General features: G+C 68.4%; 16 protein-coding genes. 9 read left to right on the top strand and 7 right to left on the bottom strand.

Features of this window, described 5'->3' with window-relative positions:
- Window positions 1-58: 58 nt before the first annotated feature.
- The 7 genes from ACQP03_RS01550 (at window position 59) to ACQP03_RS01520 (ending at window position 6,039) form a co-directional block, all read left to right on the top strand.
- The gene (locus ACQP03_RS01550) at window positions 59-778 is read left to right on the top strand and encodes a PP2C family protein-serine/threonine phosphatase (protein ID WP_357133793.1); all 720 of its coding nucleotides are present in this window, start codon (window positions 59-61) and stop codon (window positions 776-778) included.
- 103 nt (window positions 779-881) lie between these two features.
- Window positions 882-1,220: a PadR family transcriptional regulator gene (locus tag ACQP03_RS01545; protein ID WP_357133795.1), complete on the top strand. Its 339-nt coding sequence runs from the start codon at window positions 882-884 to the stop codon at window positions 1,218-1,220.
- Entirely contained in the window at window positions 1,217-2,062 is an 846-nt protein-coding gene (locus tag ACQP03_RS01540; RefSeq protein ID WP_357392499.1) for an ATP-binding cassette domain-containing protein, read from the top strand. The genes ACQP03_RS01545 and ACQP03_RS01540 overlap by 4 nt, the downstream gene beginning before the upstream one ends.
- Entirely contained in the window at window positions 2,059-2,751 is a 693-nt protein-coding gene (locus tag ACQP03_RS01535; RefSeq protein ID WP_357133799.1) for an ABC transporter permease, read from the top strand. Before ACQP03_RS01540 ends, ACQP03_RS01535 begins: the two co-directional genes overlap by 4 nt.
- Before the next feature lie 54 nt (window positions 2,752-2,805).
- On the top strand, window positions 2,806-3,996 hold the full coding sequence (locus ACQP03_RS01530) for a GNAT family N-acetyltransferase (RefSeq protein ID WP_363660389.1): 1,191 nt from the start codon (window positions 2,806-2,808) through the stop codon (window positions 3,994-3,996).
- 42 nt (window positions 3,997-4,038) lie between these two features.
- Window positions 4,039-4,788 (top strand): ZIP family metal transporter, encoded by a 750-nt coding sequence (locus ACQP03_RS01525; protein WP_357133803.1) that lies wholly within the window; start codon window positions 4,039-4,041, stop codon window positions 4,786-4,788.
- Between the two features lie 87 nt (window positions 4,789-4,875).
- Window positions 4,876-6,039 (top strand): hypothetical protein, encoded by a 1,164-nt coding sequence (locus ACQP03_RS01520; protein WP_357133849.1) that lies wholly within the window; start codon window positions 4,876-4,878, stop codon window positions 6,037-6,039.
- Between the two features lie 83 nt (window positions 6,040-6,122).
- Here the strand turns inward: ACQP03_RS01520 and ACQP03_RS01515 are convergent, their stop codons facing one another.
- The 7 genes from ACQP03_RS01515 to drmD all read right to left on the bottom strand — a co-directional run bounded on the left by ACQP03_RS01515 (window position 6,123) and on the right by drmD (window position 21,461).
- Window positions 6,123-7,205 (bottom strand): NAD-dependent epimerase/dehydratase family protein, encoded by a 1,083-nt coding sequence (locus tag ACQP03_RS01515; protein ID WP_357171629.1) that lies wholly within the window; start codon window positions 7,203-7,205, stop codon window positions 6,123-6,125.
- Between the two features lie 592 nt (window positions 7,206-7,797).
- The gene (gene drmC, locus ACQP03_RS01510; RefSeq protein WP_357392502.1) at window positions 7,798-8,580 is read right to left on the bottom strand and encodes a DISARM system phospholipase D-like protein DrmC; all 783 of its coding nucleotides are present in this window, start codon (window positions 8,578-8,580) and stop codon (window positions 7,798-7,800) included.
- Entirely contained in the window at window positions 8,555-10,579 is a 2,025-nt protein-coding gene (locus ACQP03_RS01505) for a DUF1998 domain-containing protein (protein ID WP_357392503.1), read from the bottom strand. Before ACQP03_RS01505 ends, drmC begins: the two co-directional genes overlap by 26 nt.
- Window positions 10,576-14,277 (bottom strand): DISARM system helicase DrmA, encoded by a 3,702-nt coding sequence (drmA, locus tag ACQP03_RS01500; RefSeq protein ID WP_357392504.1) that lies wholly within the window; start codon window positions 14,275-14,277, stop codon window positions 10,576-10,578. Before drmA ends, ACQP03_RS01505 begins: the two co-directional genes overlap by 4 nt.
- Window positions 14,274-16,235, bottom strand: a complete 1,962-nt coding sequence (locus ACQP03_RS01495) for an Eco57I restriction-modification methylase domain-containing protein (protein WP_433461118.1) — start codon at window positions 16,233-16,235, stop codon at window positions 14,274-14,276. Before ACQP03_RS01495 ends, drmA begins: the two co-directional genes overlap by 4 nt.
- Window positions 16,117-18,273, bottom strand: a complete 2,157-nt coding sequence (locus tag ACQP03_RS01490; protein ID WP_433459944.1) for a hypothetical protein — start codon at window positions 18,271-18,273, stop codon at window positions 16,117-16,119. Before ACQP03_RS01490 ends, ACQP03_RS01495 begins: the two co-directional genes overlap by 119 nt.
- Window positions 18,270-21,461 (bottom strand): DISARM system SNF2-like helicase DrmD, encoded by a 3,192-nt coding sequence (gene drmD, locus ACQP03_RS01485; RefSeq protein ID WP_357392556.1) that lies wholly within the window; start codon window positions 21,459-21,461, stop codon window positions 18,270-18,272. The genes ACQP03_RS01490 and drmD overlap by 4 nt, the downstream gene beginning before the upstream one ends.
- Here drmD and ACQP03_RS01480 point away from each other — a divergent pair.
- Both ACQP03_RS01480 and ACQP03_RS01475 read left to right on the top strand, forming a co-directional pair.
- Window positions 21,460-22,659, top strand: coding sequence for a helix-turn-helix domain-containing protein (locus ACQP03_RS01480; RefSeq protein ID WP_357392506.1), 1,200 nt, complete (start codon window positions 21,460-21,462; stop codon window positions 22,657-22,659). The genes drmD and ACQP03_RS01480 overlap by 2 nt on opposite strands.
- The gene (locus tag ACQP03_RS01475; RefSeq protein WP_357392507.1) at window positions 22,656-23,195 is read left to right on the top strand and encodes a hypothetical protein; all 540 of its coding nucleotides are present in this window, start codon (window positions 22,656-22,658) and stop codon (window positions 23,193-23,195) included. Before ACQP03_RS01480 ends, ACQP03_RS01475 begins: the two co-directional genes overlap by 4 nt.
- Window positions 23,196-23,202: the final 7 nt, after the last annotated feature.

Genomic DNA, 23,202 nt, shown 5'->3' with positions numbered 1-23,202 from the left:
CAACCCTACGCAGTAGTGCGTAGAGACGAAGGCGGGGTGTTCTTGGCAAGCTGGCACCATGACGCTGATCCTCCGCTCGGCCATCCTCAACGACATCGGCCTGGTCCGCACCAACAACGAGGACTCGGCCCTCGCCGGTGACCGCCTGATCGCCGTCGCCGACGGCATGGGTGGCCTGCCCGCGGGCGAGGTGGCGAGCGAGATCGTGATCCGGATCCTGGACGAGTTGACCCCACCCACCGAACCGGACGCGGCCGCGGACGCCCTGCGTGCCGTGGTCAGCACCGCCAACCAGCGCATCCACGCCGCGATCACCGTGGACCCGGCGCGCGAGGGGATGGGCACCACGCTGACCACCGCGCTGCTGGCCGGCGAGACGCTGGTGCTGGCCCAGGTCGGTGACTCCCGCTGCTATCTGCTGCGCGACGGGGAGCTGACCCAGCTCACCCGGGACGACACGTTCGTGCAGGCGCTCGTCGACCAGGGCACCCTCTCCCCCGACCAGGCCCGGCACCACCCGCAGCGCTCCCTGGTGACCCGGGCCGTGCAGGGCGCGGACACGCCGCCGGCCGTCGGTGTGCTCACCGTGGCGCAGGGTGACCGGCTGCTGCTGTGCAGCGACGGGCTCTCCGACTACGTCGAGGACGACGCCATCGCGGCGGCGCTGGGCATGTACTCCGACCGCCAGCAGTGCGGGGAGCAGTTGGTGAAGCTGGCCCACCACGCCGGTGCTCCCGACAACGTCACGGTCGTCGTCTCGGACGTCACCACCCGCTGACCGATCCGGCCCGCTCGACGGTCCCATGGGGGCCGCCCGATCGGGCCCGGTCACCTCAACTAGGTGGTTGTGCCATCTAGGTTGCGGCACTAGTGTCCCGGCTGTGGATTCCGACCGGCGCGGGCAGTGGCTGCGGGGGGTGCTCGACATCTGCGTCCTGGCCCTGTTGGCCGAACGCGAGTCCTACGGCTACCAACTCGCCCAGGCGCTCGACGCGGCGGGCGTCGGGCCGATCCAGGGCGGCACGCTCTACCCCGTCCTGCTGCGCCTACAGAAGACCGGTCTGGTAACCGCCCAGTGGCGGGAGGGCACCGCCGGGCCGGCCCGCAAGTACTACCGGCTCACCGACGACGGGCAGGCGGCGCTGCGCGAGGGCGGCAGCGCCTGGCTCACCTTCGTGCGGCCGGTGAACGACATCGTCACGAAGGGGGTTGCCGGGTGAACGCCAACGACTGGCTCCGGACATTCGCCGCCGAGCTGCACCAGCGCCGGGTCGCGCCGGACGCCGCCCGGCACGTGGTCGCCGAGGCCGCCACACACCTGCGCGACTCCGGCGGTGATCCCTGGGTCGTCTTCGGTCCACCCCAGCAGTACGCGGGCGCGATCGTGGAGAGCATCGGCACCGCGCCCGGGCCACGCCCCGGACCGGTCCGGCTGCACGCGGCGGGCATCACCAAACGGTACGGCCGGCAGACGGTGCTGCGGGACGTCTCACTGACCGTCCGGGCCGGACAGATCGCGGCGGTGGTCGGCGCGAACGGCTGCGGCAAGAGCACCTTCCTACGGATCTGCGCCGGGCTGATGTCGCCCGACGCCGGCGAGGTGACCGTCAACGGCCGGCTCGGCTTCTGCCCGCAGTCCGGCGGCACCTCCGACTTCCTGCTCGCCGACGAGCACTTCGTGCTGGTCGGCGCCGGCCAGGGCATCGCCCGTGGACCGGCCCGCCGCGCCGGCCGGGCGGCGGCCCGACAGCTCGGCTGGGAGGCGGGCGGCACCGTGCAGGCCCGGCACCTCTCCGGCGGCACACGGCAGAAGCTCAACCTGACCATCTCCACCCTCAGCGAGCCGGACGTCCTGTTGCTCGACGAGCCGTACCAGGGCTTCGACCAGGGCACCTACGTCAACTTCTGGGATCAGCTCAGCCGGTTGCGGGACGGGGGCGCGGCGATCGTCGTGGTGACCCACCTCCTGAACCAACTCGACCGGGTGGACACCGTGCTCGACCTGACCCCGGCACACCAGTCCGGGCGGGTCGCGCCCGGTGTTCGAGGAGGCCGCCCGTGAACAGGCTCGTCACCGTCGCCGAGATGACGCTACGGGAGCTGCTGCGGCGTCGGGGCGTACTCCTGTTGCTGTTGTTGATGCCGTTGACCTTCTACCTGATCCGGCGGGACGCGTACCTCGGTCAGTCGGTCCGGTCGCTGCTGCTCGGCGTCTGCTGGGCGGTGAGCACCGCGGCGCTCTTCGCGACCACCGCGGCGCGGGAGTTGGAGCCGAGGCTTCGACTGGCCGGCTATCGTCCGCACCACCTCTACCTGGGCCGGATGCTCGGCCTGTGGGCGGTGGGGCTCGTCATCTCCGTACCCTTCTTCCTCCTGCCGATGCTCGACGGCGCGGACCTGCGCTACGGCGGCCTGGTCGCGGCGCTGCTGTGCTGCGTCGCGGTGGCCGCGCCGTTCGGGGTGCTGATCGGCACGCTGCTGCCCCGCGAGATGGAGGGCACGCTGCTGCTGCTCACGGTGGTGACCGTGCAGATGCTCATCGACCCGGCGGAGTCGGGGGCGAGGTTGACGCCGTTCTGGTCGAGCCGGGAGATCGCGACCTGGGCGGTGGACCACACCGACGACGGTTACCTGACCCGGGGTGTGCTGCACGGCCTCATCGTCACCGCCCTGCTGGTCGTGGGCGTGGCCACCGTGGCCAGTGTGCGGCTGCGCCGCCGCCGGCACCTGCGCCACCTACCCGTCGGCTGAGCGGATCTGGTCAATCCGGTTGCTGTCGCAGGCCGTGCGGGTTGAGATGAGCGGATGACCATCCGCCGGGTGACCGCCGACGACCGTCTCACCACCAGCTTCCCGCTGGCCGCGTACGCGTTCGACTCGTCACCGCTGGGCGCCGCGCGGGTCGAGCAGTTCCGTGACTACCTGCCCTACAACGAGGGCAACACGACGCTCACCGTCGAGGAGGACGGCGTCACGCTGGCCGCTGCCTCGGCCATCCCGATGCGGCAGAACCTGCGCGGGGTGGTGCTGCCGATGGCCGGCGTCGCCAGTGTGGCCACCCATCCGCTGGCCCGCCGGCAGGGGCACGTACGGACGCTGCTGCACCAACTGCTCGACGAGATGCGCGACGAGGGGCACGCGCTCAGCGCGCTCTACCCGTTCCGACCCAGCTTCTACGCCCGGTTCGGCTATGTGGGGCTCCCCAAGCCGCGCACGGTCACCTTCACCCCGGCCGACCTCGGGCCGCTGCTGCGCGCCGAACTCCCCGGCGAGGTGGGCTGGGAGCGGATCGGGGCGGGCTACCCGGCGTGGCGCGCGTTCACCGAGCGCTGCCTGCGGGACCGGCACGGCTTCTCGGTCTTCCCGGACTACCGGGCGGTCGGGCTGCGGGACCGCGACGAGCACTGGCTGCTCACCGCCCGGGTGGACGGCGAGGTCACCGGCGCGGTCACCTACCGGATCGACGAGCACGGCGGCACGCTGCACGGCAACGAACTGCTCGCCACCGACCCGCTCGCCCGGATGCTGCTGCTGCAGTTCCTCGCCCGGCACGTCGACCAGGTCGGACGGGTCAGCGTCCAGGTGCCGCCGGACGAGCTGCCCGAGCTGTGGCTCACCGACCTGGACGTGCACGTCGAGGCGCGGGCGGGCCGCCCCGGGGCGTCCGCGCCGATGGCCCGGCTCCTGTCGCTGGACGCGCTGCGCGGGCTGCCCGCCGGGCCGGGTCGGGTCCGCGTCGAACTGACCGACGACCGGTGGCTGGCCGGCACCCACCTGCTGGACGGCACGACCGGCAACCTGGAGATCGTTGCCGGCGACCGCGGCCCGGCGCCGACCGCGACGCTCACCGCGGCCGGGCTCTCCGCTCTGGCGTACGGGGTGCTGGATCCGTCCGAGCTGCCGTTGCGAGGGCTGGGCGAGGTGCCGGTCGACGCCGCCGCCGAGCTGCGCGGCATCTTTCCGCGCGCGGTCCCGTACCTCTTCGCCGACTTCTGAGCACGGTTTGCCGCCCCCACCACCCGGGGTACGGTCCCGGGAATGCCGGAGTGGTTGCAGGCGGGCGGATGGGGACTGCTGGCCGGGTCGGCGCTGCTGATCGGAGCAGCGGTCGGCTGGTTCGCGCGGGTGCCCCAGCGGCTCATCGCGTCGGTCATGGCGTTCGGCGCGGGCGTGCTGCTCTCCGCCGTCTCGTACGAGCTGATCGAGGTCGCGCACGACCAGGGCGGGATGCTGCCCACGGTGATCGGCGCGGCCGGCGGCACGTGCGCGTACACCCTCGCCAACGTGGGCCTCGCCCGGCGCGGCGCGCGACACCGCAAGCGCTCGGGCGGTCAGCAGCCCTCCGAGGGCGAGCAACCCGGCTCCGGGTCGGCCATCGCCGTGGGGGCGCTGCTGGACGGCGTACCCGAATCGGTCGTGATCGGCGCGAGCCTGCTGGCCGGCGGCGCGGTCAGCCTGGTCACGGTCGTGGCGGTGTTCCTCAGCAACATCCCGGAGGGGCTGTCCAGCGCGGCCGGCATGCGCCAGGCCGGCCGGACCCGCCGGTACGTGTTCCTGCTCTGGACCGGGATCGCGCTGATCAGCGGACTCGCCGCGCTGGTCGGCAACACGCTGCTGGGTGGCGCGCCACCGGAGGTGCTGGCGGCCATCACGGCGTTGGCGGCCGGGGCGATCCTCGCCATGATCACCGACACGATGGTCCCGGAGGCGTTCGAGAACGCCCACCTGCTGGTCGGTCTCATCACGGTCGCCGGCTTCCTGACCGCGTTCGCCCTCTCCCACGCCTGACCGCGGGTCGAGCCTTAGCCAGGGGTTAAACCTGGCCCGGCGGATTCGGCGGCGCGGCGTCGCGACTCCTAGAGTCACGGGGTGCGCATGACGTCGCTTGCCGCCCTGCTCGTCCTCGGTGTCGCCACCGCGACCCTGCCCGCATGCGCGTCCGACGCGCCGACGCCGAACGCCACGCCGCCCGCCTCGCCGCAGGCCGTGGCGACCGGCGACCAGGACGTCGTGCCGGCGGGACGCGACGGCCTCGGCGGTCCGGGGGCCAGCGCCAGCCCGAAGCCGACCACTTCGGCAGCCAAGGTGCTTGCGGCCGGCAACCCGAACGGCCACGCGAGCGTGCCCACCGAGGCCCGTGCCGTGGACACCTCGAAGCCGACCCGGACCGTCGGCACCGGCACCCCGGCGAGCTGCACCTCCGCGGCCGTGGTGAAGGCGGTCGCCGCCGGTGGCGTCATCACGTTCGACTGTGGACCGGCCCCGGTGACGATCAAGATGGCCGCGACGGCGAAGGTCCGCAACGCCAACGGGCCGAAGGTCGTGCTGGACGGCGGCGGCAAGGTCACGCTGAGCGGCCAGGGACAGCGCCGCATCCTCTACCTGAACACCTGCGACGAGGCCCAGGGCTGGACCACCTCGCACTGCCAGAACCAGGACCACCCGCAGCTCACCGTGCAGAACCTGACCTTCGCCGACGGCAACTCCACGGGCGACCGGGCCGAGGGTGGCGGCGGGGGCGCGATCTTCGTCCGCGGCGGGCGGCTCAAGATCGTCAACTCACGCTTCGTTCGGAACCGCTGCGACCGTACCGGCCCGGACCTGGGCGGCGCGGCCGTGCGGGTGCTGAGCCAGTACGAGAACAAGCCGGTGTACGTCGTGAGCAGCACCTTCGACGGCGGCTCCTGCTCGAACGGAGGGGCGCTGAGCAGCATTGGCGTGTCGTGGACGGTGCTGAACAGCCTGCTGCGGAACAACGAGGCCATCGGCAACGGCGCCAACCCGGCCAAGTCGGGGACGCCCGGCGGTGGCAGCGGCGGCGCGATCTACTGCGACGGCAACGAGTTCGCCGTCCGCATCGCCGGCACGATCATCGAGAACAACAGGGCCAACGAGGGCGGCGGCGCGATCTTCTTCGTCAGCAACAACCGCACCGGCACCATGAAGATCGAGAACTCGACCCTGCGCCGCAACCCCAGCGGCAAGTTCGAGACCCCCGGCCACCCCGGCATCTTCTTCCTGGGCGCCGCGCTCACCTGACCCCCCTTCTGGTCTTCTGGCCCGGTGATCAAGAGGTTTGCGTCAGATTTCGTCCGTCTGGTGACGCGAACCTCTTGATCACCTCAGTAGGGGTTTCCTTGGCCTGGGGGACGGCCCGCCAGGAGGCCGGTGGGGCGGCCGGGCTGCCGGGATGCGGCGGACAGGGGCGGGCTGGGGGTGTGTTCGCCACCGGCCATGCCGGCGAACAGCTCCTTGAGCGCGGTCAACGCGTCGATCTTGGGAGTCCAGCCCAGCTCGGTCTCCGCCCGCTCGCTGGACATCAGCGGCGCGTTCAGCCCCAGCTCGACCCAGCCCGCGTCGACCGGTTGCAGCCGCGCCCGCCACGTCAGCGCCGCCGCCACCCGCAGCACCGGCGCCGCGACCGGCACCGTCCAACCATGGAAGTGCCGAGCCACCAGCTCCGGCGTCAGCACCGGGTCTGCGGCGACATTGAAAGCGCCGCGCGCATCACCCAGAACCGCCCTGGCGTACGCGTCAGCCACATCGTCGGCATGCACCGCCTGCATCCGCAGCCGCCGGTTCGTGGGTACGAGAGGAATCCGACCGAAGCGCAGCAGTCGTACCGGCGCGAACGGGCCGAGAAAGTACCGGGTGATCTCCACGCCGGCGTCCCTCTGGAAGATCAGACCGGGTCGCAGCCGCACCACCCGCAGGGCCGGGTGCTCCCGCTCCAACCCGTTCAGCAGCGCCTCGACCTCGGCCTTGTGCTCGCTGTACGACGAGCCGGACACTCCGGTGGCCGGCCACCGCTCGCTGATCGGGTGGTCCTTCGGGCCGGGCGCGTACGTGCCGACCGACGACGCGTACACCAGCGCCGGCACCCCGGCCCGCGCCACCGCCTCGAACACCGCCCGGCTGCCGTCGACGTTCGTCCGCCGCAGGATCCGTTGATCGTGACTGGGCTGGATCTGCCAGGCCAGGTGGACCACCGCGTCCGCGCCCGCGAAGATCTCGGCCAACTGAGCCGGGGCAGCCGGCGCGCCGATGTCGCAGGAGTGCCATTCGACCTGGTCGTACGGCGTACCGGCATCCGGTCCGGGCAGCCGCCGGGCCACCCCGGCCAGCTCCACACCGCGCTCCCGGCGCAGCCGCCGCAGCACCGCCGTACCGACGTTGCCGCTCGCCCCCACCACCACGATCCGCATGCCCGACCCCGTACCCGCCCAGGACCAGCTCAACCACCGTGTGTCCCGCCGCGGCCTTCTTGATCGACTCGACTTCCCGAAAACCGGGGCGTCCCGGGCGCCCTGATGCCCCGCCTTCCCGGAAGTCGAGTCGATCAAGGGCGAGGTGCTCTGACGAGGCATCGACGGCCGGCCGGAAGCCGAGAGCCGGCATCGCTGACTGTCAGGTAACCTGAGCGCGCGGGCCGCTAGCTCAATGGCAGAGCTGTGGACTTTTAATCCATAGGTGTCGCTGCGCTACATCGGTATTCATCGACGAGATATCGAGCCTCACCTGCCGGCTCGCGCCCGTCGACATGACGATCTACGTCCCTGGTGGACCCTGGCACCTCGCAGGGTGCTCGTCTGTTCGTAAGGCGGTTGGCCGGCATGAGTCCCGAAAGCCGACCGTCCATCCGAGTCTCGACGGTTGTCGCGCCGGATATCGCCGGGTTCCAGCAAGCAAACGTGTCGCACCGTCCAGCCGGCGCCGGTCCGGCACACAGCTTCCGAGCGTACGCGGAGCATCAACGACGGCACCGAGCATCGTTGAGCTATCCGACTGGGCCGCGCCTCACCCGCTCAAGCCGTCAACTCGTGGCGCCGAAGCCCCTCGGCCACAGACAACATGTTCGTAGAGCAGGTCCTCGGCGTCAAGCATTTCGCGCTCGACTGCCTCAGTCAGATTGCGGTTGTCGATGAGTATCCCGAATTCGACATTGCCGTTCTCTGCGCTCCAGGAAAAGTTCGCGCTACTAACTAGCAAAAAGCGGTGGTCGATCGCGATGAATTTAGCATGATTACGGACTCGGACACCGTTGAACTCCCTCGTTCGCAAGACGAGCCCGGGGTGCAGATGCTTAGCCACCTCAGTGGTGGTCGGGGTTGAACGGCTCGGGCCGTGGTCGGCAGCGGCAGTGTCGACGTAGACCCGCACGGCCAGTTCCGGCCGCAGTGCCGCGCGCCGAAGCGTTGCCCATAGTGCGGACGAACGCTGGAAGTTGAAGGTAGAGCAGGTCACAGATTGCCGAGCATCTTCGACGAAGTGGCTGACTGAGCTGGTGAGAGGTCCGCCTCGGGCGACGTGCCCGGGCATTGTCCACAGCGCAACAGCTGAATTTGGCGCCGTACGCGCCCCCTCGATCGCTCGGAGCACAGCGATCAGAGAAATTTTTGAGTCTTCGCCCATTAAAGACCGAACTTCGGCACGACGTCCGGCCGGGATGGCCTTCAGCGCGACGGTCAGGGTGTCGCCGTCGGCAAGGCGGCCCGCGACCTGTCTTGCCTCGGTGCCGGTAAGCAGTTGACCGAGGCGGCGGGCGGCGGAAGCGTCAATCGATGTCTCCGAAGAATCCAACGCGGCTCCCGGGAAGGTTGACGAGCAGGCGGCGGTCCAGGAAGCGGTTCGCGCGTTCGCAGGACGTTTCGGATGCCATGACGCAGCAGTGGCACGCCGCGCCGTGGAGGAAGTCCTCGGACTTGTCGGGCTGGCGCATCGCGCAGATCGGGTCTGAGGAGCATCGCGTTGCGCGGTAGAGCGCGTTGGCCACGACTCGTTGCAGTCGGGCGGGTTCGCTCTGCTGGACGAGTCCGCCGAGGGTGCCATCGCTGTCGGATGCCGTGGTGCAGATCAATAGGCCGACCGCCGCCTCGCGGTTATTCGTTTCCGGCCAGGCATAGAGGCGTTCGCTCAGGCTCGCGGCAGAGTAACCACTGGTCATCGCCAGTTGCCGGATGAGTACGTGAGCTAGCGTATGGACCAGCCAGTACCGGGGCGGTTTGAGGCGCGAGTCGGCCTTAACATGCTTCGCAGTTTCCGAGAAGCGCCTCTCGAAGTTGCGCTCGTGTGCCTCGCGGTGAGCCTCCCAGAGCTCGGTCGCGAGAATGCGCTTCTCCCAGACGGCGACGGCCCGCTCGTCGAGTTGGAGGAAAATGCCTTCCCCGCGGTCCTCGGTGGCGACCGTCCAGGCCGGACGTGGGGCGCGGGCGAGCGGGGCTAGACGCTGGGGCAGGTCGCCGGCCCGGTCCATGTCGTCGATACGCGTGAACCCGACCAGGGCGTTGACCTTCCGCAGCCGTTCGACGGCCAAGACCCGCACGATCTCGGTGCGAAGGTCAGCGTCGCGGTCACGCCTAGAAAGTGTCAGTCCGCTCGTCTCGTCCTCGTGGCGCAGACCGAGTGGGTCCTTCAGTAGGTAACGCCATTCGGGGACGAGCAGATCAACTGGATCCCAGTCGCGAAGCCACGCCTCCTGCTCCTCGGCCGACTCCGGGGGCGCCATCGCGGCGGCAACAGCGTCGTTCAGCTGTTCGTCGGACAGTTCTGAGACGTCGACCTTGCCGTCGAGCACGTCTCGGAGCGTTTCGAGGTCGTCGCGGTACTTGGCTAGCTTGTCGCCGAGCGCGACGCGGATCCGGTTGGCGAGGTCGCTGGTGCGTTCCTGCTGGGACTCCGGCATCACGATGATCGACTGGGTGGCGGGGAACCACAGGTTTGACGCGCCGACGAGCATGAGCCGGGTCTTGTTGCGGCATCCCTTCGGCTCGAACGCGTCGAGGTGGGGATGACGGCCGCGGCAGTTCGGCAATTTGCTACGCCCGGCCTCGCCCTGGGCCTCGTTCATCGGTCGGCGCTGTCCGCAGGATTCGCAGTGGATGACCGCTGACGCGCCCTTGCCGGCGGTGCGGTCAACCATCTTCAGCGCCGGTATCTCGACCTCGGGACATGCCTTGCCGTGATGCACCCACAGGTCGTACGGGAACTCGTCGAGGTGACCGTCGACGCAGGCGAGCAGGTAGCGGGCAGGGACAGCAGTCCGACTGGTCGCCTTGCGGCTACCGCCGCCTTTGCGCCCGGTGCACTTTGCGTGTTCGAAGCACGCCAGATCGGTGCGAAACGGGTGGGTGTTGGTGTAGGAGAACTGCGAGAGCAGCCCGAGCATGTCGCAGCCGGTGCAACGAAGCCACTGCGGGAAGACCCGAGCGGGTACGCCAAGGTCGTTGCCCTCGGTGGACAGGCTGATCTTCTTAGGCTGCCATGGATGAGGGCGCAACTGGACGTCACGTGAGCGTAGGAGTCGGGCAACCACCTCCCGTAGCCGCGGCGCGCGGATCTGTGGGATACCGTCGCGGCGGCGCCAGATCCGGTCCCAGTCGTCGAGTCCGGTGGGCATGATCGTGAACTGGGGCAGGTCCATGATCGAACCGGGCCCGTAGGTGTAGAGCAGCGACGACGGGCGGCCGGAGCCGACCTTGGCGCGGTTGTGCTTGGTTGCCTTCTCGGCTTCCTTCTCCGCGTCGCCCAGTGGGTCGACGGCCGTCGCTGCGTCGTAGACGAATCTGGCGACGTCGGTCATGACGTTCCGCTCTCCTCGGGCAGTACCCATGTCGGGGCGCCGGGCGGCGCGATGTAGAACAGGTTTTCCTTAATCGGGCTCACCAGCAGATTGATCTCCGGCTGCACCTCGCGCATGGAGTTGGCCACCACGAACGGCGGCGCGTCCCGCCCGTCGGCCCGGGACCGGGCGTTCTCCGCGCTCATCATCAGCGTGTCCTGGCGGCTGTCATCGGCAACCTTCTCGTAGACCAAAGACTTGCGCAGGTCGGCCACGTGCTTACGGCGCTTGTCCCACTGGTCGAGCCGGTTGAGTAGCCGCTGCCGCGCCCGGTCCGCCGAGTCCTCGTCCGAGGCGTTCAACACCCGGTCGACCAACGCGTCGATCAGCTCGACCGCGAAGGTGCGCTGGCCGTCGATCCGGCCGGCGCTCTGCTCCGGCGACAGTCCCTGCGCCTCGGCTGCCTGCACCACGCGAGCGGCGCTCAACAGGACCCCGTCGAGCCCGCGTTCCAGCGACGTCGTCGAGAAGGGAGTTACCGACAACGCCTCGACTTGGGCGTAGAAGGTCTCGTGGTAGTGGCGGAACTGCTCGAAGTGGGCCAGGTCGCGGGGCCGTGCCCAGTTGCCCAGCGAGATCACCAGACCGGGCCTCTTTGCGTCCCGGCCGACACGCGAAGATGCCTGGATGTACTCGGCGGTGTTCTTCGGCTGACCGACGACCAGCATGAGCCCGAGCCTGGTCACGTCCACACCGACCTGAAGCATCGATGTGGCCAGGACCGAGTCGTACGGGCTCACGTCCCGGGCCGGCACCGGCTTGTGCGCCTCGCGCAATGCCCGAAGCTCCCGCTTGCCGGCGGTGGAGTCGAACTGCGCGTCGAACGGCACCGCCATCTGGTCCAGGGTGGCGGTGATGTCGGCGCTGGAGACTCGGGACGTGAGTTCGGCGACGTTGAGCGACCCGAAGTTCGTTCCGGTACGGCTCGGCAGCAACGACCAGGGACGCCTCTTGGCTAGGGCGGTCTGGATGTCGTCGCCCATGTATCGGGCCATGCCGGCGAGCTCCCGGGTGGCGCTGAAGTAGCCGACCAGCGTCATGTACGGGTCGGCGACGTCACCGCACCGGTCGAACAGCAGCTGCGCGCCCGCCATCAGCACCTCGGCAACCCGGATCTCGGCGGTCGTCAGGCGGACCCCGGTGGTGGACAACCCGACATAGCGCCGGCCTGGGAACTCCTCGGAGATCTTCTCCTCCTTGGAGAAGAAGGTCTTCCCGGCATCGAGGACCTGGGGCGGGAAAATCGTGACGTCCCGGCCGTACAACGCGCGCACCTGGTCCGGGGCGTTGCGCGCGGTCGCTGTAGAAGCGACCACCAACGGCCGCACCCGATCACCGGCTTCCGTCCGCCAGCCAGCCATCACGTCGATGGCCACCTCGAACAACCCGACCGTTGTCCCGAGAGCACCGGTGATCAGGTGCAGCTCGTCCTGAATGATGAGGTCGGGCGGCCGCAATCGCGACGTCGGGTGCACGGCCGCCTGTGGGAAACCGTCCTTGCTCCTGGGGTGTTTGCTGCCGTCCTTGATGTCGCAATGCCGATAATCGGTGTGCACGAAGCCGTGCCGCCCGCAGTGCCGCGACACGTAACCGAACAGCGATGCCGCCTCACCCTCGCGGGCAAGGCGGGCGAACTTGTCCACCGTGGCGATGAGGAAGGCGGGCGCGAGCCGGTAGATCTCCTCGTCGACGGTGAGGACCGGCAGGCCATCCGGCACCTCGCCACCCTCGGCGAACGGACAGCGCGCCAGGTCATCGCCGCAGTACACGAACACCCGGCGGATCCCCTCGGCGGCCCGCACGTTCCGGGCGCTGATCCGGCTGCCGCACCAAGGGCACCGCTGGATCTGCAGGACGGTCAACCGGTATCCGCCGCCGCTCCGGTTCGCCCGATTGAGCTGCGTCGCGGCCTCGTCGTACCGCTTCGGGCTAACATCCGTGCCCACCCACAACCCGATCCGGAACGGTTCGGTCCCCCACGTCGCCTCATCCTCCAGGCGAACCCGTTCCGCGGCGCACACCAGCGTCGTGGCGCGTTGGAACTGCTGCGCGGTCAACAGCCGCAGCGTGTACCGCATGAGCACCGCCACACCGCGCCCACCGTCGAGCGGCCCGTCCGGGGTGTCGACGATGCCCTGCCGGCGGCGGATAGCGAACGTGTACGCGGCCAAGCCGAGATACGCCTCGGTCTTGCCGCCACCGGTCGGGAAGAACAACAGCTGCGCCTTGGCCAGATCCCCAGAACGCCGCGGCGCCGCCGGATTACTCAGCAGCGGAAGCTGCATCAACACGAACGCGAGCTGGAACGTACGCCATGAGTGCGCCTTCGGCCCCTCTGCGAGCACCGCCTTCCGCGCCTGCTCGATGCTCTCCGTCGGATTCTTGGCCCGACGCGCGGCGACCTGCGACTGGACGCGCTGGTCGGCCATCACCCGGTTCATGAACCGGAAGCACCGCAAAGCCTCGGGATCACCGAGCAGATGGTCCAGCCCACCAGCGAGCTGCTGCTGAACCCTGCCCGCCTCCCGAACAGCGTCCAGCCCTTCACCACGGAGATGATCGGGAAGCGCCTCGGCCTCGTTCTTCTGCCCTTCCAGCCATGTGGCGTAGCCCTTCACGATCGGCTCCAAGCCGGCCCGCAGCTCGTCCACGCCCGCCGACTCCAGACGCTTCATATCCAGCAGCGCCGCACCGATCTCCTCAGCGGTGGTCTGCGGCGTCTGACACGTCGGCAACCAGGTCGTCCATACCGCACGCGCCCGCCGCGCGCCGTCGTCCACGTCCCAATCGACCGAGCAGGTGCGACCCACGGCGAACTCCAGCCGGTCCCGATACTGCAACCGCAGCCGGCGCAGCTCGTCATCGCGCTCCGGACGCGTATCGATCAACGGATCGGCGACCGGCAGGAATACGTCCTCGCCACCCACCTCGACCCGCAGCACGGTCTGGAACAGCCACGCGTTTACCGGGATCTTGCGCGGGGTCACCTGGTCATTGCACAGAGCGATCTCGATAAGCCTGCAACCACGCTCCGGAGCGTCGTGGCGATCGATCCGAAGAACCACCTTGTCCTTCAACGGGACCGTCGTGGTCTTCCCGGGTGCGAGGTCGGCCACGACGACCTTCGCCGGAATCTCGACGGGGATGCGCATGTAGCTGCGCATCCCGGCCTTGTCGTCCTCGCCTTTCTCGTTGATCGGCTCGTAGACGCCCCACGACGCGGTCACCGTGAACTCCGCAACGTCCATAGGAAGCTGGCAGCGCAGGCCCATGGAGGCGGGAATCATCAGCCCGCGCTTCTGCGGCTCGTCCTCCACGGCATCCTCGTCGGCGCCCGCGCCGCTCTCCTCAACCGCGGTGACCGGAACCCCACGGCTCTCCAAGGCATCGAGGGCATCGCCGACGTCGGTGACGACATCGTCGGACTCCGCCTCCTTCGGGTCGTCACTGCCCGCCTTGAGCCGCTCCGGAGCGATCCGACCGATCAAGTACACAACGTCAGGCGAAGCGTCGAGCACTTCCTCGGGCCCGTTTGCTGGACCAAGGAGCTCACGTTCGAGGATGTCGACCAGATCTTCCCGTGCCGTCCACGACCGCCCGTCCGGCTCATACTTGAGCCGGTACCGCCGGTCCTTCGGCGGCTTCTGCGCGGCGGTCACTCGCCGTCCCCCTCATCCAGTTCCTCCTCAGTAGGCGGCGGTGCCTCACCCTGGGCAGCAGCGCGTCGGTGGTTTTCCGCCAGCAGCAGGTCGAGAATTTCCACACGCGCGTTCGGGCTTACGGTCCACCTCTGCATCCGACGATAGGTGTGGAAGCCGTGATCCAGCGACACCGAACTCCATCCACACGCGCCCATAACTGCTTCATCAAGTTCGATGTGGATAGCGCGCATTGTAGCAACGTCACGATCTGCGGAATCTGTCGTGGCGGGATCGTTGATGAGGTTGTAGAGGTCGGTCAACCCAATTTCCCGCCGGACCATTATTTCTCGCCGACTAGAATCGAGCTTCCGACCCATTCGCTCCATGCGTTCCGTTGGCAGTGGTCTCGGAAATGCGGCAAACACATTCGATGCGGTATAGCGCGGATCCCTGCGTAGACCCGATCCGTACTTAATCGCCCACATCTGGTGAGGGCTTGCCGACAAGACGGCCTGATCGGCATATGAATCGGTAGCGAAGATTACCAGCGCATCCCCGAACAAGAAGGACCTCTTCACGCGGTACGGCATTAACGTAACAGAGTGCCTTGCCATGACAAGAACCTCGTCCAAAGCGGCGATTGCCCGACGCATAGCTGGACGGGACCGCTCAAAGAGCCACCACGGGGCGTCCCTCATCGCCATAGACCCTTTTGCACGCTGCGGCTTCACGCGTTGGAGCACACGCCGGTAAGGGATGGGGTATGCCCGAGCCTCCGGCTCCGACGCTTCATTGAAGTCGATAATCCACCTGGAAGCCGACGCATCATGACGCGAGTTTAGGTCGCCACCGTTGAGGTATGGGAACAATATGCGCGCGTTCCGCTTGTCGGCTTCAATCCACGAATTCGCCTCATCGGGAGTGACAATGAACCCAGCTCCGGAAGGTTTACATCCCTCAAACGCCGTTCCGAGATTTTGGGCGAGCCGAACGGGTCGCCCTTCCACCTTGCCTGCGGGTTCCAATAGTGTCGTGATCCGATGGGTTTGAACACCGTCTGCGGTTCTAGGCACAGAGGGCGCGATGACGCCCGGCGATCCCCAGACTGCCGAATACTCCAGGCTTGCTCCCTGCGCCGGCCAAGGTTCACTCTGGATGGACCTCGTAATGGTGAATCCCTTATCCACCATCTGATCCAGGCCCACTTCGCGCGTCTTGCCTTGCGCGATGCTATTTGTAGCAATAAGACCGAATGCGCTTTGACTCGCGGCGAGCTCGCTAGCTCGCAGGAAGAAATAGGCTACGAGGTCGGCGTTGCCCCGTTGTCCATACGCCAGGATATGGACTAGCCAGTCTCGAACGTTAGACCCGATCGCGCCCGTAATATCTGACCCTGTTACGAAAGGCGGATTTCCGATGATCGCGTCGAAGCCACCACGCTCCATGACATCGGGCACGGCGAGGATCCAGTGCAGCGGCTTCCAGCGTTCGTAGTCGGTTTCCACCGTCGGGGTGAGCCCGGCGTCGAGGATCTTGTCGAGCATGTTGCGGTCCGGTGTACCGCTAGAGCCGGGATAGGCCCGTTCGATGGCGACGAGCAGGTTCTCGTACGCCTCGCGCAGCGCCTTGCCGGGCTTGCCGCCGAGCCGCAGTCCGGCGGCGACCACCGCGTCGGCGATGTCGGTGAGTTGTGCGATGAGCTGCTGGTAGTCGCGCCACTGCCGGCGTTTGGTGGATGCCGAGCGTTGCGGGTCGCTGTCGTCGACCTCGGTGGCGAGTTTCTGGCGGAGTCGGGCCGCTTGACGGAGCACGCCATCGACGTCAAGGTCGAGCAGGCTGGGCTGGTGGGGTGCGGTGTCAGGGTTGATGTGCTTGTGCTTGAGTTGCCGGACGTCGGTGAGGCCGAGCAATGAGTTGCCGTGCAGGATCTTGTCGTCGACGAAGGAGAACGGCAGCTTCGGGTCGAGTGAGACCAGCCAAAGCGAGAGTTTGCACATCTCGACGGCCATTGCGTTGATGTCGGCGCCGTAAAGGCAGGTCGCCACGACCGTGCGGATGGCGTGGGTCTGCTGTTCGTGCGGCGTGCCGACCGCGACGCCCTCGCTGCGCCACGCCTCGACGAGGCGGGCGGCGAGGTAGCGGGCGGCGGCGACAAGGAAGGCGCCGGATCCGCAGGCGATATCGGCGACCTTGGTCGAGGATGCGGTCCTGCGACACCGGCACCCAGCCGTCGGCCTGCTGGTGCGGTCCCGGGTCGTAGACGAGCGGTTCGAGGGCGTGACGGACGACCTCTTCGGCGAGCGAGCGCGGGGTGTAGTGGGCGCCGGCCGACGCCCGCGACGGCGTCTCGACGACAAGGACGCCGCCGGGGACTACGACGAGGGGGCGGTTACGAAGGTCGCGGCGAATGATGCCAATGAACGGGCGGAGCCGGTCGCGTAGCTGCTCGTCGGTGGTGACCGCCCGCAGGGCGCGTTCGGCGTCCTCGATCTTGGCGCTTTCCTTGATCGCTTTCATGAGCGCGGACTTGGACGGTGCGGTCGCCGCCGGCTGATGGTCCTTGACCCAGGCGAGGATGGCGTCGGCCAGGACGGTGTCGGTCTGTGTCTCGGCGGAGAGTGTTTCGAGAATGGCGAGGGGGATCTCGGGTTCCTCGCCCTCCTTGCCGATCAGTCCGACGATGACCTCGTCGACCTGCGCGCTGGAGTAGCCGAGCAGGCCCTCGTAGATGTAGCCGATTTGCTCGACGTCGATGTCACGGAAGGAGATCCGGCGGGCCGGCTGTCCCTTGAGCTTGGCGACCTGGACGGCGTTCAGGACTTCCAGCATCACCCGGTCGCTGACGGTGATAGCGAGGGTGCCACCGTCGTTGCGGGCGGTGAGGAACAGGAAGCGGCTCGGGTCGAACAGTGATCCGCCGTACGAGGGCAGGCGGATGTCTTCGAACGACGAGCCGTGGAACAGCGCCTGCGAAGTGGCCAGGAGCCGGTGCCAGGTGAGGTGCGTGGCGTCGAGCGCCTCGGTGCCTTCCTCTCGGGCGCGGGAGTCGAGGGCGTCCAGTTCGCCGCTGATGCCGTAGCCCGCGGCGAACAGCCGTCCCTGGGGCAGCAGACCGCGTTCCTCGGCGAAGAGCAGGAACACCACCCGCATCATGACCGTGACGGCTGCCTCGTATACGTGGGCGCGGTTGTCCGGCAGCGGATCGGGATCGGCGTCCAGGGCTGCTTCCGATAGAGCTTGGACGAGGAGTTCGACGGCGCGGCGGACCTGGGTGCCGAGCGCCTCGGTGATCTCTTCGGCGGCGGCGACGGATACACCGAACAGTTCGGCGAGCCGGTCTTCCGGTTTGCCGCCGACGAGCCGGCGGCGCTGGAGCAACTCGATGAACGCGTTCCGGGCGTGGGGTTCCTCGATCCAGGTCTGGGCGTCGACGATGCCGGAGGCGACCATGGTCTTCTCGCGGGCGCTGACGATCGCCCACCAGCGGCCGTCGGTAACAACGCCGATAGGGACCTTCGCCGCGCGCAGCAGTTCGTCCATGCGGTCGATGGGGCTGGTGGCCCAGCCGTCGTCGAGCGGGTCGCGCAGCGAGTCGACCGGGTCGGTGACCAGGACCAGCGCGCCGGTCAGGTCACCGTGGACGAGGGCGCCGTCGGGACGTACGGTCACGGCGTGGTTGGGTGAACGCACGCTCGCGATGCCGGTCTCGGTGCGGTATGAGTCGCCCCAGCCCAAAACGTTACGCACGACGACGTCGACCCAGGTGTCGCGGGCCTGGCGGTAGAAGGCCAGGGCTGCGGCGTCGCCGGGGTGCTTGTCCCAGTTCTCCCATGCCTTCTCGAACGCCGGCTTGGCGTCCTTCAGCGCGGCGAGCGCGTGGCGTTCCGGCTGCGGCATGCCCTGCGGCCAGACTCGCCGCAGCGCCGGCACGGCCAGGAACGGGCCGTCGGTGTCAACCAGTTCCAGCCACCCGCGGTGCAGGTCCGCGGCGGTCGGTACGTGCTTGCGGTTCATGCCGCCACCCTTCCGGCCTCGGCGTCGGCCGGGGTCAGCGCGAAGACGACCGCGGCGGCGGACACGTGCGGCTTGATGTCGCGGTATCGCTCACGGATGGCGGCGATCTCGCGCTGTTCCTCATCGTCCAGGCTCGCCAACCGGTCCTCCATGGCGCGCAGGTCGCGGCGCCGCTGGGCCTGCTGGTCGTCGGTGAACAGAAGTTCTTCCTGGCTGCGGATCTCGGCGGTCAGCCGGTCCCGGGACTCCTGAAGGTTCGTCCGGAACGCGGCGAAGATCTCCCGGGCGCGGGTGACGTCGGAGTCCCGGCGCACCTGCAGCGCCTCGGTGACCTTCTCCTGCCGGGTCTCGGCCTTGCGGGCCATCGCGGTCAGCAGACGTGTGCGCAGCCGGGAGTCTTCGGCGTTCCACAGGTCTGCGAGGGCGGCGCGTACGGGTTCGTCGGCCAGGGTGAGGTCGTGTGCGTCGAGTGTCTCGTCGAGGACCTGTTCCACTTTGGCCTCGGCCATCGCCTGGCCGTGCACCCGGATGCCGGTGAGGAACACCTCCTCGTGCAGGCGCAGGCCGCCCCGGCCGACCAGGACCAGGCGGGAGACGGCGGCGACACAGGACTGCGGCAGGCCATCGACGATAACCGCGGTGACCCGGTGGACCGGGGAGTCGACGCTGAACAGCGCGCTGCGCAGGACACGCGCGGAGCGCTGCATCAGGGCGTGCCCGAGGTGGATGTGAACCAGCTCCTTGTGGCGGCCCTCTGCGGCCTTGTCGTCGAACGTGATCGGTCGGGGCACGCCGGGCTCGCTGCGGGTGTCCAGGCCACGCAACGCCGACTGCCACGCGGAGCCGAGGTTGGGTACGCGGAAGACCTCGGCGTCGAGATCCTGGGCGAAACTGTCGTCCGGTACCAGCGGTGGCTGCGCGGTGAGTGTCAGCGCGGCGTCGACGACCCGGCGGGCGTTCGCGGCCGTCAGGTGCATCTCCGCCTTGCGGACGTCGTAGTTGCGGGACAGCTCGGTCAGCTGGCGGTTGAGCGTGATCCCACCGGCGAGAGCGCGGGTGATCACCGCGTTCCCGTCGTCGGGGACGGCCGGCCTGCTTCTGCGGCCGGCCGCGGCCGGATTGAAGTGGTCCTGCACGGCGGCGTCGATGACCTGGTTGACCGACCCCAGGTCGGCCGCGACCGTGCCAACCTTCTTGGCGATGTGCTCGATCAGGAAGTTCACGTCCCGCGCGTACGCCGTTCCGGTCGAGTCCGGGACGAGCTGGTAGATCTCCGGTGTGTGGTTCTGGCCGTACCGGTCGATACGGCCGATCCGCTGCTCCAGCCGCGACGGGTTGAACGGGATGTCGAAGTTGACCAGCCGGTGGCAGTGGTCCTGCAGGTCGATGCCTTCGCCGGCGGAGTCCGTGGCGACCAGCACCCGGACCGGGTACTTCGCCGGGTCCTTGGTGAACTGGTCGCGGATCAGTTCCCGCTCGTCGGCCGGCGTCGAGCCCTGAATGGTGGCGAGGACATCGCGGTAGCCGCGCTGGGCCAGCACCCGGGCGATCCAGTCCAGCGTGGCGGCGTACTCGGTGAACACGACGACCCGCTCATTGGTGAACGTCTTGCCGTCGGGGCGGCAGATCGCATCAAGGAAGCCGATCAGCGCCTCCAGGCGGGAATCCGGGCGGTGCTCGTAGCGGCGGCCCCAGTCGACGAGTTCGTCGATCTCGTCGTTGGTCGCCGTCACGAGCGCATGGGAGCCCTTACTCTGCCGCAGAGTGGTGAACTCGGGATGCTCGACGTCACCCTCTTCCTCGTCGGACTGTCCGCTGCCGAGCACCTCCTGGTAGTACTGCTCCTCGTCGTCAACCGCCAGCCGGCCGCCGTCAGTCGCCTCCTCATACAGCTCCAGCGTGCGGGCGAACGCCCACGGGCTGGACAGGAACCGCTTCTTCAGCAGCATGGCCACGATGCCGCCAGCACCCGACTTGCCGTTGGCCCGAGCGCTTTCGGCAAGGATCCGAGTGAGGGTGCCGAACTGCCGCTGCTCTTCATCGCTCGGGGTGAACACGATCGGTCGGAGCACCCGCCGGTGGAAACCCTTCTCCGGCAGATCGGTCTTCAGCCGGCGGACCGCGATGTCGCGCAGCGCGCGCTCGTCGAGGTTGGCGCCCCGGGTGAACCTTCGCCCGTCGATCATCTCCAACAGGGCGGTGAACGACTCCGAATACCCGTTGTGCGGGGTAGCACTGAGGAAGAGCCGGTGCTCGCACCGCTCGGCGAGCGCTTTGGTCGCCGTCGTGCGGTGGCTGTCCACGGCGTAGCCGCGCCGGCCCGGCGCGGTGGTGGGACTGGCGGGTGCGACGTGGTGGGCCTCGTCGACCACCAGGACGTCAAAGGAGAACCGGCGGGCCGTGGTGGTGTCCGCCACGTCGGCGTACACGTCCCGCAGCAGCCGCTGGGCGCGCAGCGTGGGCAGCCACGACATGCTGACGATGACTCGGGGGAACAATCGGAAGGGGTTGGCGTTCAGCCCGTGACTGCGCCGGACGGTGGCCATCAGGTCGCTGTTGACGATGACGAAGTCCAGGCCGAACTTCTCGCGCATTTCATCCTGCCACTTCAAGGCGAGGCTCGGCGGGCACACGATGATCACGGTGCGGGCGCGGTGGCGCAGCAGCAGCTCCTGAATGACCAGGCCGGCCTCGATGGTCTTGCCCAGGCCGACGTCGTCGGCGAGCAGCAGGTTGGTTCGTGACGACTGCAGCGCGCGCCGCAGCGGCTCCAGCTGGTACGCCTCGACGTTCGCGCCGCTGCGGAACGGGGCCTGGTACGAGTTCGCGTCCGCCGAGGTGACCGCACCCCAGCGCACCGCGTCGACGAACGCGGCAAGCGTGTTCGGGTCGTCGAACGCCTCCGGACTCATGGTCTCGGGCAGTCCCTGGTCGGGAGCGACCGTGTGGCCAACCTCCAGCTCCCACACGACCGCAAGTTCCTGGCCGAGGCGGTCCTCCTCCAGCGATTGGAGCGCCACCACGTGCGTCAGACCGGCTGCGCCCTCGTCCGCAGGGCTGCGGGGCAGGCCCTGCTGGCGCACCTCGACCACGGCCCACGTCGAACCGCGCACGGTGACCACCTGGCCCGGCTCGGGCAGGAGCGGCACGGCGAATCCGGGCCCGCTCCCGGTCCGCTGGTTAGCCATGATCGTCACGTCAGTGTCTTCCCCTCGTCGCTCACCGTCCGCCATTCTCCACAGGGCTTGCGATTTTCGCAAGGCCGTAGATAAGATCTGCCACATGTCAAGCGTTGCCGAGCGAGTCCTGGGCCTGATCGAGGCATCCGGGATGAGTCGTCGCGCCTTTGGGCAGCGCATCGGCCTCGACGAGTCGAAGATGTCGAAGTCACTCAGCGGTGCCCGCCGGTTCTCCTCGGTCGATCTCGCACGCATCGCCGAGCTATGCCAGGTGACGGTCGACTGGCTCATCACAGGCGACGAGCCGCCGCTGGCGATGGCTGCCCGAACCACCGGCGGTAGTGCCACCAAGGCGATCACCGCTGCGCGGCGATACAGCACGTTGCGCGCCGATATGGCGTCATTCGGCTACCCGCAGCCCTGGCGGCCGCTGACCCTGGGTCCCACGAACGGCGGATACGCGGATCAGGGGCGCCGGTTGGCTCATGCAGCCCTCACCCGCCTGACGCAGGCGGGTCGGTCGGTCGCGACCGGCAACCTGGCCGACGTGATCGAGGCGGTGTTCGGCGCCGACGTCGCCGTCGTCGAACTAGGCCCTGGGTTCGACGGCCTGGCGACCTCGTCCCAGCACGTCAAGCTCATCCTCATGGCTACCTCGCACGTGCCCGCCCGGCAGCGGTTCACCCTCGCCCACGAGCTGGCCCACCTGCTCACCGACGACAACCAGGACGTCCATCTTGACCGGGACGTCTACGACAAGTCGCAGGCCAAGGACCCGAGCGAAATGCGGGCCAACGCCTTCGCCGCTGCCTTCCTCATGCCCGAGGACATACTGCGCGCCGCCGCCGGCCCCACCGGCTTTACCGATGACACATTCGCTGCCCTAGCCTGTGATCTGATCGTGACGCCGTCCGCGTTGGCGTACCGACTGCTGCAGCTACGGCTCATCGACGCCGGAACCTGCGACCGCTTCAAGTCCCTGACCGCCGCCAAAGCAGCGCACGTAGCCGGCCGGGGCGAGGTGTTCGCCCACCTGGTCACCGAGGCGGCCCGACCACGCCCGCCCGGGCTTCTCGTCCGAGACACCTACGCCGCCTACGAAGCCGGCGCAGCGACCCTGCGCCCCTATGCGAGCCTACTCGGCGTCGATGTCGACCAACTCAGGCGCGGGATCGAGTTGGAGCACGGAACTCACGATGCCCCATGAGCGAGTTCCTGTTCCCGGACAACACCGTCCTGTGCAACTTTGCCGCCATCGACCGGCTCGACCTGCTCAAGTCGGTGCTCAACGGACGGGGGCGCTGGACCGAAGCGGTCGCGTACGAGGCAAGCCGATCGGCGAGCGTCCTTTCCGCCCTGCACCGCCTGGCCTCGGAAGGCTGGCTGGGCGAGGCGATCGAGGTGACCGACGAGTCCGACATCCAGCAGATCAACCGCATTCGGCGGGCGGTGTTCGGCGGTACGGACGATAAGCCGCTGCAGCACCTGGGCGAGGCGGAAACCTGCTACGTGATTGAGCACTGGCCAGAGCTGGCCGGCTCATGGTGGATTTCGGACGACCAGGAAGCTCTGCGGCTCGCCCGCTTTCGCGGAATCACCACGCGCGAAACGATCGACCTTGTATCGATGGCAGTCCTCAACGGTGATCTGCTCACCCGCGAGGGCTTCAAGTTGATGCACGCCATGTCTCAGCAAGGACGGCGCCTCCGGCTACCCGCCTCGGCAGCCGACCTCACCCGCTGAGAACGAT

This window comes from Micromonospora sp. CA-248212 (genome assembly GCF_050948405.1).
In the GTDB taxonomy this organism is placed as follows: domain Bacteria; phylum Actinomycetota; class Actinomycetes; order Mycobacteriales; family Micromonosporaceae; genus Micromonospora.
The sequence above is the reverse complement of the archived record's forward strand: the minus strand, read 5'-3'. Positions and strand labels throughout refer to the sequence as shown.

Coding starts and splice junctions, on each gene's coding strand:
- ACQP03_RS01525 (WP_357133803.1), top strand. CDS start 4,039: ATGCCGGAGTGGTTGCAGGCGGGCGGATGGGGACTGCTGGCCGGGTCG.
- ACQP03_RS01550 (WP_357133793.1), top strand. CDS start 59: ATGACGCTGATCCTCCGCTCGGCCATCCTCAACGACATCGGCCTGGTC.
- ACQP03_RS01480 (WP_357392506.1), top strand. CDS start 21,460: ATGATCGTCACGTCAGTGTCTTCCCCTCGTCGCTCACCGTCCGCCATT.
- ACQP03_RS01475 (WP_357392507.1), top strand. CDS start 22,656: ATGAGCGAGTTCCTGTTCCCGGACAACACCGTCCTGTGCAACTTTGCC.
- drmD (WP_357392556.1), bottom strand. CDS start 21,461: ATGGCTAACCAGCGGACCGGGAGCGGGCCCGGATTCGCCGTGCCGCTC.
- ACQP03_RS01505 (WP_357392503.1), bottom strand. CDS start 10,579: ATGACCGACGTCGCCAGATTCGTCTACGACGCAGCGACGGCCGTCGAC.
- ACQP03_RS01530 (WP_363660389.1), top strand. CDS start 2,806: ATGACCATCCGCCGGGTGACCGCCGACGACCGTCTCACCACCAGCTTC.
- ACQP03_RS01490 (WP_433459944.1), bottom strand. CDS start 18,273: ATGAACCGCAAGCACGTACCGACCGCCGCGGACCTGCACCGCGGGTGG.
- ACQP03_RS01515 (WP_357171629.1), bottom strand. CDS start 7,205: ATGCGGATCGTGGTGGTGGGGGCGAGCGGCAACGTCGGTACGGCGGTG.
- ACQP03_RS01520 (WP_357133849.1), top strand. CDS start 4,876: ATGACGTCGCTTGCCGCCCTGCTCGTCCTCGGTGTCGCCACCGCGACC.